This window comes from Methylobacter sp., from assembly GCF_004322395.1.
Classification (GTDB): domain Bacteria; phylum Pseudomonadota; class Gammaproteobacteria; order Methylococcales; family Methylomonadaceae; genus Methylobacter_A.
Genome location: NZ_SCTW01000145.1, coordinates 1 through 9,792, shown reverse-complemented (window position 1 = coordinate 9,792; position 9,792 = coordinate 1). Strand labels below are relative to the sequence as shown.

The window sequence follows — 9,792 nt, the reverse complement described above, 5'->3', positions numbered from 1 at the left end:
GAATAAGGAAAAAAGTATGCGCATTCTCTGTCTCCTCGCTCTTATCGTTATTTCAATTGTTGAGATTGGCCCCATTCCCATCACTCCGATAGTGTTGATTTACGTTGTGTTGTTTAGACCGGCATGGTTTTATGAATTGGTAGTCCAAATATATGACAGAGATTAAAGCCAACCGGAATGTAAAAAATAATACGATTTTTTGGGAGTCTCACGCCGCCACGATAGAGGAGGGGGCAAGTTAATCAAATTGGATATTTTTTCAGGGAGTAATCAGAGTATGCAACTTCAAAATATACCGCTCATTAAGAAGTTAGTTATAGCTTTGGTTTTTGCAGGGCTTGTATTGCTTATTGGACATGGGTTGGAACTTTATCTACCTGATCTTGAAATTTGGATTCAAGGCATGGGCGCTTTTGCGCCGTTGGGTTTTATTGCATTATTTGTCATTTTGACTCCTCTATTTGTATCAGTCGATGCGCTTTGTTTCGCTGCCGGCTTATTATTCCCAATCGGTACAGGAGAGCTTTATACCATCATCGCCACTTATTTGGCTTCGGCTTTCATTTTTTTTCTGGGACGTTATTTATTGCATGACAGAGTTCTTGCGTTTCTTGCCAAGCATAAGCATTTTTCCAAACTCAACGAGGTAATTAAGAGCAATCCGTTTAAGCTGATGTTTTTATTGCGTCTGACGCCTCTGCCATTTGCAATGCTGAGTTACGCTTTTTCGATTACTCAAGTCAGGTTCTGGCCTTACTTAGCCGCTACCAGCGGCATTTTAATTTACAATGCCTGCTTGGTTTATATGGGATATACCGCTAAACATCTGGCCGGATTAATGAGTGATGTTTCTCCCCAGATCAGTGTTTCATATCCGCTGCTGGGAGCAGGTTTAGTTATTTCTTTAGCGGTATTGGTTTATGTAGCAAAAATTGCAGGTAAAACTGTAAAGCAACTTGGGATGAATGATGAATAATTGTGCCGCCCATGCCGAAAAACCATCCTTACATTTTTACCAGACGGTAAAAAATGTGTTTTGCTATCTCAGCCGTTGAGATATAGAGCATAACGATTACACCGAGCAACCCAAGTAAATGAAGCGGCAGCGGCTGAAAACCTATTAACGGCGCAATCGGCGTATAGGGTAACGCCACAGTGACGGCGACGATTGTCAGCGTTGCGGCGACCAGGTATTTGCCGGGGCGGCTGGAAAAAAACGGTTTGCTGCTGCGCACTACAAAAACAATCAACGCGGCTGAAACCACAGACTCCAGAAACCAGGCAGTGCGAAATTGTTCTACAGAAACATCCAGCAGCAACAGCAGGCCGAAGGTCATAAAATCGAACAAAGAACTGACAAAGCCGAAAGTGATCATGAACTTACGGATGAACTTGATATCCCATCGCCGGGGTTGCGAGACCATGTCCGCATCGACATTATCCGAGGCGATGGTCATTTCCGGAAAATCGGTCAATAAGTTGGTCAACAGGATTTGCTTGGGCAATAACGGCAGAAAGGGCAAAAATAACGATGCGCCGGCCATGCTGAACATGTTGCCGAAGTTGGAGCTGGTTGCCATGAACACGTATTTCAGTGTGTTGGCGAAAGTAATGCGTCCTTCGCGAACGCCTTGCACCAATACGGCCAGATCTTTTTCCAACAGCACAATTTCGGCCGTTTGTTTGGCGATGTCGGCGGCGCTATCGACAGAAATGCCGACATCGGCGGCATGCAAGGCAGACACATCATTAATGCCGTCACCCATATAGCCGACCACAAAGCCGGCTTTTTTTAGCGCAATGATGATGCGCTCTTTCTGGTTGGGTTCGACTTCGGCGAATAAATCGACATCCACCACTTTATTGATCAATGCAGGACCGCTCATTTGCTCAATTTCAGGGCCGGTCAGGATTTCGTGTTCCGCCAACCCCAGTTGCTTGCTGACGGTAGCCGCTACCAAACGGTTATCGCCGGTAATGATTTTGAGCGTCACGCCCAGTTCGCGCAGTTGCTTGATCGTTTCTTCACAATCTGCTTTGGGCGGGTCGAAAAACAACAGAAAGCCTAGAAAGCGCATGTCGGTCTCATCAGTCTTATCTATCCGTGTCTGCGCATCCACTGGCTTATAGGCAACGCCTAAGGTGCGGAAGCCCTGACGACTGAAATCTTCGTAACGTTGCTGGATTTGCTCGCTTGCCGATTCTATCGGCAGCAGCGTGCCGTCGGCATTTTCCACTTCAGAGCAGGCGTCAAGAATGTTGGTCAGGGCGCCTTTGGTGATCAAAATACTTTCGCCCTGCTTGGAAACTAACAGACTTAGACGTTTACGGTAAAAATCATAGGGAATTTCCGCCAGTTTTTCGCAGTCTTTTAAATCGAATTGCCGAAATTGCCTGATCGCTTCGTCGATGGGATTGCTGAATCCGGTTTCATATACGGAATTAACATAGGCATAAAATGCCACTTTATCGCTGGCGTTGCCTGACAGATCAAACGCACCGCGTAAATGCACGGTGCCTTCGGTCAAGGTGCCGGTTTTATCCGAACAAAGCACGTTCATGCTGCCGAAATTTTCGATTGAGGCTAATTGCTTGACGATAACCTTTTGCTCCGCCATGCGTTTCGCGCCGTGAGCCAGGTTGATGCTGATGATTGCGGGCAATAATTGCGGCGTTAAGCCTACGGCCAGAGCCAGCGCGAACAAAAACGAGTCCAGCACCGCTTTTTCAAGATAAACATTCACCGCAAAAATCAACATAACCAGTATTAGCGTGATTTCCATCAGCAGATAACCAAAGCGCCTAATGCCGCTCTCAAACTCGGTTTCAGGAGACTTTAACTTGATACGCAGGGAGAGTTTGCCGAATTCCGTGGTTTGCCCTGTGGCAATCACCAGCGCCGTTGCATCGCCGCTCTGCACATGTGTTCCCATCCATAGGGCGTTGGTACGCTGGCTTAATGCGGTTTCTACCGGCAATACGCCGGGTAATTTTTCGACAGGATAGCTTTCTCCGGTCAGTATGGCTTCATCAATAAACAGGTTATCGGATTCCAGGATCAAACAATCTCCGGGGATAACGTCGCCGGCCCTGAGTAATATGATGTCGCCGGGAATCAGGTTTTCTGCGGCAATCTCTGTTGCAACGCCGCCCCGAAGCACGTTGACTTTGATTTGCACAATCTCAAGCAGCTTTTCTATAGCGCTGGCTGCACCTTTTTCCTGCCAGAATCCTAACAAACCGCTGATCATTACAATCGTTAAAATAATCGCGGCATCCAGACGATCATGTAAATAGAATGACAATCCTGTAGCAAAAAGCAGTATCAGAATAATGGAGTTTTTAAACTGGGCTAAAAACAGTTGTAAGTTTCCCGTTTGCTTTTTGTTATTTAACCGGTTTGCGCCGTAGAGTTTTATTCGATGATCGGCTTCTTCATTGCTTAAGCCTTGAAGCGTCGTAGCCAACTGCTTGAGTTGCTGTTCAGCAGGCGTATTCCAGAATGCGTTGTGCGTTTCAGGTTTATCTGGTTTTGAAACGGTTTTCATGACTAATTCTGCTTGTGATTTTGGAGGCGCTCTATTGTAACTCGACATAAAATTCCTATGTGGCTACTGTATTATCGATGAAAAATACCCAACTTATTATCTTGTTCTTATGATTCTGTCAATTCTTGAGATAAGTGAACAAATCAACGCGATTTCTACCAGAGACACCCTGGGATAGGGCGAAGCTCTCTACAGTGTGATGAGCTTAAGATTTGTACGGTACCGTACAGACTGCGGCGAACTGCTGAATATATTCTTTAATTGACAAGATTTATCTTTATGCACCACATACGTTCGAGGGCGCGCGTAATTATATTCACGGCATGGGCAATATCCCTTCTACTGCATATCAATAGATCTAATTGAGAAATTTATAAACTAATAAATAACTTACGGACCGGCAGGAGAAACTGCAAATGCAAGCTAATCTATTAAAATCATTTGCCTTTATGGAATCGGCGGCCTTGGCCGTACTGGCGTTGCTAGGGCTTTGCTATGTAGAAATTGCAGGTACATTTTCGCGCCATATGATTATACATATAGCGCTGATGACCGTAGCAGCACCGGTTTTAGCAAGTTTGCTTCTGAAATTGCGGTATTCATCCGCCAAACCCGCTAGCATTTCAACATTATTCGCGGCTATCACCCTGCAAGCGGCTTTGTTGATGGCATGGCATTCGCCGCTAGGTATCGGTCTGGCGATGGAAGGTCATGCCGGTGCTTTGCTGATGCAAGCAACTTTGCTTTTCTCCGCCTTATGGTTTTGGCTCATAGTATTAAACCAGACCGGCGAACATTTATGGCGGGCGGTTGTTGCCCTGTTGTTGACCGGCAAGCTGTTTTGTTTAATTGCCGTCTTACTGATATTTGCGCCGCGTGTACTTTACGGTATGACCTCTACCAATATGCCGATGACAGTTGAGCTCGCCGACCAGCAGTTGGCCGGATTGCTGATGGTTACTGTTTGTCCGATCACTTATGTTCTCGCCGCGATTGTGCTGATTTCGCATTGGTTCCAGACACTGCCCGATTCGCAAAGTGACGCGGTAGCCGTAGCGGAAAACAGCTTATGGCAAAGCCGGTAAGAAGACGTTTGCGTAAACTTTTGCCGTGGGCGCTTGGGCTTTTTGCCGGGGGTATTGTGCTGGTTCTGGCCATCGCATATTCCGGCATTTTCAACATCGCGGCCAGTGCGGGACATCCGGCTTGGCTCGAATGGCTTTTAACGCTGGGCAAGGAGCGTTCGGTTATAGTCAACAGCTTGCCCGTTGACGCCCCGGAGCTGGATATTGCCGGGCTGATGCCGCTGGGGGCTGCGCACTTTCAAGGAGGATGTGCCACCTGTCACAGGACGCCGGGACAATCGCTGAATCCCGTTTATGCTCAGATGCTGCCCCCGCCACCGGACTTGAAGATTAATGCGCCTATGTGGACGCGCGAACAACTGTTTTGGATTGTGCGTCATGGTATTCAATTTACCGGAATGCCGGGGTGGAGCGGCCGGGATCGCGACGATGAAGTTTGGGCTGTGGTTGCGTTCTTGGAAGTGCTGCCGTTAATGAAGGTAGCGGATTACCTGAAGTATGCGAACGGTAATAACAAAGATAATATCGCAGCTCAAAACTATCCAGCTAGTGAGTTTGCCAGTCAGGGCAGGCCCAAAATTAACCTCAGCGCATGTAATCGCTGCCATGACACAAGCGATGCGCCACCGACAAGTCCCTATGTGCCCCGCCTTGGCGGTCAGGATAAAGCTTATTTGAAAAGGACATTACACGAATATCACAACGATCTGCGACAAAGCGGCTTTATGGAACCAATTGCCGTCGAACTCGATGATGAACATATTAATAAATTGGCGGACTATTACGCGTCGTTAGCAGGTCCTGTTAGTAAACCCGTCCAGCGTCCATCTTCGGCAGGACTCGAGCTGGGTCGCCAACTAGCGGAACACGGTGATCTTTTGCGCAAGGTGCCAGCTTGCCTGTCGTGCCACGGCGCTAATAAACGTTCGGACTATCCTCGTCTGGCCGGTCAATCTGAACAGTACCTCAGGCAGCAATTGCAGATTTTGCAGAGAGGGATTCGCGCAAAAACGCCGTACGGCGCGATTATGACTACTATTGCAAAGCGTTTGACCGAGCAACAGGTAGTAGCCGCCGCAGCATTCTTCGCGAATCAAGCACCGGCGGAACGCGCTGATCACAAAGCAGGGGAGGGCTTGCGACAATGAAACTGTTTTGTATTATGGCTTTGTTGATCATAGCCGGCTGTCATGGTCAGCAATCCGCGTTTACCGGTCTAGGGCCGGTTTCATCGCGGATTACGCTGCTGACCTGGATCATGATTATTGGAGCCGCCTTAATAACGCTTTTAATATGCGCGCTGATATTGATTTCAATAGCCGGTCCTGCCGGTTGGCGTCATAAACTTACCGATAAAAAAAGCATTGTTTGGGGGGGGATTGTTTTTCCGGTAGTCACCTTAACCGCTCTGCTGGTCTACGGATTTTTGATTTTGAACGCCGGTGGAGCGTTGATTCAGGCCGAAAACCCGGTGCATATTTCGGTGGTAGGAGAACAATGGTGGTGGCGGGTTATCTATCGGTATGACGATGGACGGACTACGGAAAGCGCCAATGAACTTCGGATTCCTACAGGCCGCCCGATTGAAATCGAGTTATCGACGGCGGATGTGATCCATAGCTTCTGGATACCTGCCTATGCAGGAAAGATCGACATGATTCCGGGACGCACCAATATCCTGCATTTTATTGCCGACAAGCCCGGCATCGTGACTGGGCAATGCGCCGAGTATTGCGGCGGCGCGCATGCGCTGATGTCGTTTTACACTATGGCGATGGCGCCTTCCGAGTATGACGCATGGCTCGCCAAGGAGCGGACGAACGCGAGACCAGCGCTTGAGAAAGAAGGCGAACAGCTGTTTTTATCCGGCGGATGCGGCGGCTGCCATACGGTTCGAGGCATCCGGGCGGACGGGAGGATAGGGCCGGATTTGACGCATGTCGGCAGCAGGCTGTCGCTCGGCGCCGGTATTCTGCCAAACACTGCGGAAGGCTTTGCCAAATGGATTAGTCAGCATCAAACAGTTAAGCCGGAAAGTTTGATGCCTCCTTTCGGTATTTTTTCCGAAAGTGAGCTTCAGTCCTTATCGGCTTATCTAAACAGCCTGGAGTAATTGCGATGCATAAGCTGGAAAAATGGAACACGGATGACACTGATTGGACGGGCCCAAACGGATTTTGTCTCATTCCCACGCAGCTCGCTCGTCGTTATACACAAGTGTTTGGGAGATACGACGGTTTTCGTCATCCCGGCAGGGATTGCCGGGATCCAGAAGCCATGGATGGCAATATCGAAGCCGGCACAAGCCTTGCAGCGCGGAATTGCTTAGTTAAATCAGGCATTCACATCCCTGTGCTCTGGTTTCCGGCAATCCCTGCCGGAATGACGTGTTTTTCAATATTTGTGCATGAAGACGAGCGTGGTAGCGCGTGGGAACAAAAGCGGGAATTTAGTCCGGCTGTTAATTCCCTAAGGAGGAGTTAGTGGCAAACACAACCAACCCAAAGACAGTATTACCGAATACTTTACCGAGACCGGAAGGTGAAGAGGAACAACTGCTGCGCATTTGGGCAGCGCCAACCGGATGGAGGTGGTTCACTGCGGTCAATAACACAACGGTGGGGTTGCTGTACCTTGGCGCGGCCTTTGTTTTTTTTGTTCTCGCCGGCTTGGTCGCTTTGGTTATGCGCACACAACTTGCCGTACCGGAGAATAATCTGGTCAGCCAGGATTTATACAACCAGCTTTTTACGATGCACGGCACCACCATGATGTTTCTGTTCGCTGTGCCGGCCCTGGAGGCATTGGGCGTGTTGCTGCTGCCGCAAATGCTGGCTGCCAGGGATTTGCCGTTTCCGCGATTGAGCGCGTTCGCCATCTGGGCTTACATCATTGGCGGCGGGGTATTTTTCACCACCATCTTTTACGACCTGGCGCCCAAAGGGGGCTGGTTTATGTATCCGCCGTTGACATTGACCGAGTATTCTCCAGGCAATAACGCCGATTTCTGGCTTCTGGGTATAGGTTTTATTGAAATATCTGCAATCGCCGGGGCGATTGAGATTATTGTCGGCATTTTGCGGACCCGCCCCCCCGGAATGTCGCTCGATAAATTGCCTATTTTCGGCTGGTCCATGCTGGTCTTTGCCGGCATGATCGTGGTGGCGTTCCCGGCGGTGATTCTGGCAACGATGTATTTGGAGATCGAGCGCTCTTTCGGCTGGCCTTTTTTTACTGCCGCCGGCGGCGGCGACCCGTTGTTGTGGCAACATTTATTTTGGTTTTTCGGCCATCCGGAAGTGTACATTATTTTCCTGCCCGCAGCCGGGTTGGTGTCGATGATTATACCGACCATGGCGCGCACACCTCTGGTAGGTTACAAGCTGATTGTCGTCGCGCTGATTGCCACCGGATTTTTCAGTTTCGGCTTGTGGGTGCATCATATGTTCGCGACAGGCATTCCCTCGCTCAGTCTAGCCTTTTTTTCCGCGACCAGCATGGCCGTGGCGGTGCCGTCCGGTATCCAGATTTTTTCCTGGATCGCTACCATTGCCTCGTCCAAAGGCCGGTTTCAGTTGAACACTCCCTCGCTTTTCGTGCTGGGTATGCTGTTTATTTTTACGGTCGGCGGGCTGACCGGCGTAATGGTCGCGATGGTGCCGTTCGACTGGCAGGCTCACGATACGCATTTTATCGTCGCCCATCTGCATTATGTATTGGTTGGCGGCATGGTTTTCCCGCTGTTTGCGACCTTTTATTATTGGGCGCCGATGGTCAGCACGCGAATGCTGTCCGAGAGGCTCGGAAAATGGTGCTTCTGGCTGATGTTCATCGGTTTTAATATTACTTTTCTGCACATGCATATTACCGGACTGATCGGCATGCCGCGCCGTGTGTGGACGTATTCGGAGGCGTCAGGGTGGGGACCTTATAATTTTGCATCGACCGTGGGCGCTTATATCATCGGTGCCGGAGTACTGGTTTTTATTATCGACATGATGCGCAATTTCCGGGTCGGGACGCACGGCATGAGCAATCCTTGGCAAGCCGGAACCCTGGAATGGCTGCCTACGGATGTGTATTCCACTCGCTCCATTCCGCATGTGACCAGTCGCGATCCTCTGTGGGACCAACCCAACCTGGCTGAGCAAGTCGAAGCGGGCGAACATTATTTGCCCAATGCCCCTACCGGCGGACGGGAGACTATTGTCACTACCGCCATTGAAGCCAAGCCGCAATATGTGATCCAAATGCTGGGCCCAAGCTGGACGCATTTCTTCTCCGCCGTCTTTACCGCCGCCTGTTTTCTTTTGCTGACTATCAAGGTGGTTGTGCCGGCGATTGTTTGTGGTGTGCTTGCTATTGCGATTTTTCTGGTCTGGGCGTGGGAACTCGATAAAGGCCCGTACAAAGGGCCGATCGATATAGGCGCTGGGTTTAAGCTTCCGGTTTATGTCACCGGCCCGGTCGGCCACGGCTGGTGGGCAATGATTATCCTGATGCTCGTTGCAGGCTCGCTTTATTTCGCTTATTTATTTTCTTATCTTTACATTTGGACAGTATCGCCAGGGAGGTGGCCCGCCGATGCAGCGAGCCTACCCGTCTTACAGTGGCCGGCTGTCAGCGCATTGTCATTTATTGCCAGTGCTGCATTTTTTGCTGTGGCAAAGGGGACCCTCCCGGAACCGGGTGAAAAGAATATATTGACACCGCTGCTGGTACTGCTCGGCGCACTATTAAGTGTGTTTGCAGTGTATCTGGAAATCTGGTGCCAGTGGCAGATAGGCCTTCGCCCAGCAGAATCAAGCTATGGAGCATTAGTGTATATGTCCGGCGTTTTAGACGGCGAGCTGGTTTTTGCGGTGTTGATGATGTCGTTGTTTGTTATCGCACGGCATTTTACCGGCAAGCTCGACCGAGTGCGCTTTGCCAGTTTGGAAAACACCAATTTGCTGGCCTATTACACCGTGGCTCAAGCGCTTACCGGTCTTTTGATAATTCACGGCTTTCCGAGAATGATTTAATTATGACCACATCAAAGCCAGTATTTTCTGAAAAATTTATCGGCATAGCGCTGTTCTCTCTAGCCGGTCCTTTCATTTGGGTGGTGCATTTTGCCGTTGTGTACGGGGTTCAGCATATTGCCTGTGTCAAGATCG

General features: G+C 49.6%; 7 protein-coding genes. 6 read left to right on the top strand and 1 reads right to left on the bottom strand.

All coding sequences use genetic code 11. The features are described 5' to 3' along the window. Nucleotides 1–277 precede the first annotated feature (277 nt). Complete coding sequence (locus tag EPO18_RS19045; protein WP_292436181.1) at nucleotides 278–976, top strand: TVP38/TMEM64 family protein; 699 nt, start codon at nucleotides 278–280, stop codon at nucleotides 974–976. A gap of 28 nt (nucleotides 977–1,004) precedes the next feature. Here EPO18_RS19045 and mgtA read toward each other — a convergent pair whose 3' ends face one another. After that, nucleotides 1,005–3,548, bottom strand: a complete 2,544-nt coding sequence (mgtA, locus tag EPO18_RS19040; protein ID WP_292436179.1) for a magnesium-translocating P-type ATPase — start codon at nucleotides 3,546–3,548, stop codon at nucleotides 1,005–1,007. 416 nt (nucleotides 3,549–3,964) lie between these two features. On the opposite strand from mgtA, the gene EPO18_RS19035 reads away from it, so the two are divergent. Genes EPO18_RS19035 through ctaD form a run of 5 tightly spaced genes read left to right on the top strand, consistent with a single transcriptional unit; the run spans nucleotide 3,965 to nucleotide 9,657 of the window. Next, entirely contained in the window at nucleotides 3,965–4,633 is a 669-nt protein-coding gene (locus EPO18_RS19035; RefSeq protein ID WP_292436177.1) for a cytochrome c oxidase assembly protein, read from the top strand. Further along, entirely contained in the window at nucleotides 4,618–5,781 is a 1,164-nt protein-coding gene (locus tag EPO18_RS19030) for a c-type cytochrome (protein ID WP_292436175.1), read from the top strand. The genes EPO18_RS19035 and EPO18_RS19030 overlap by 16 nt, the downstream gene beginning before the upstream one ends. Then, a complete protein-coding gene (locus EPO18_RS19025; protein WP_292436173.1) occupies nucleotides 5,778–6,746 on the top strand; it encodes a cytochrome c oxidase subunit II in 969 nt (322 codons plus the stop codon). Before EPO18_RS19030 ends, EPO18_RS19025 begins: the two co-directional genes overlap by 4 nt. Before the next feature lie 5 nt (nucleotides 6,747–6,751). After that, nucleotides 6,752–7,117, top strand: coding sequence for a hypothetical protein (locus tag EPO18_RS19020; protein ID WP_292436172.1), 366 nt, complete (start codon nucleotides 6,752–6,754; stop codon nucleotides 7,115–7,117). Beyond that, the gene (gene ctaD, locus EPO18_RS19015) at nucleotides 7,117–9,657 is read left to right on the top strand and encodes a cytochrome c oxidase subunit I (RefSeq protein ID WP_292436171.1); all 2,541 of its coding nucleotides are present in this window, start codon (nucleotides 7,117–7,119) and stop codon (nucleotides 9,655–9,657) included. Before EPO18_RS19020 ends, ctaD begins: the two co-directional genes overlap by 1 nt. Nucleotides 9,658–9,792 lie beyond the last annotated feature (135 nt).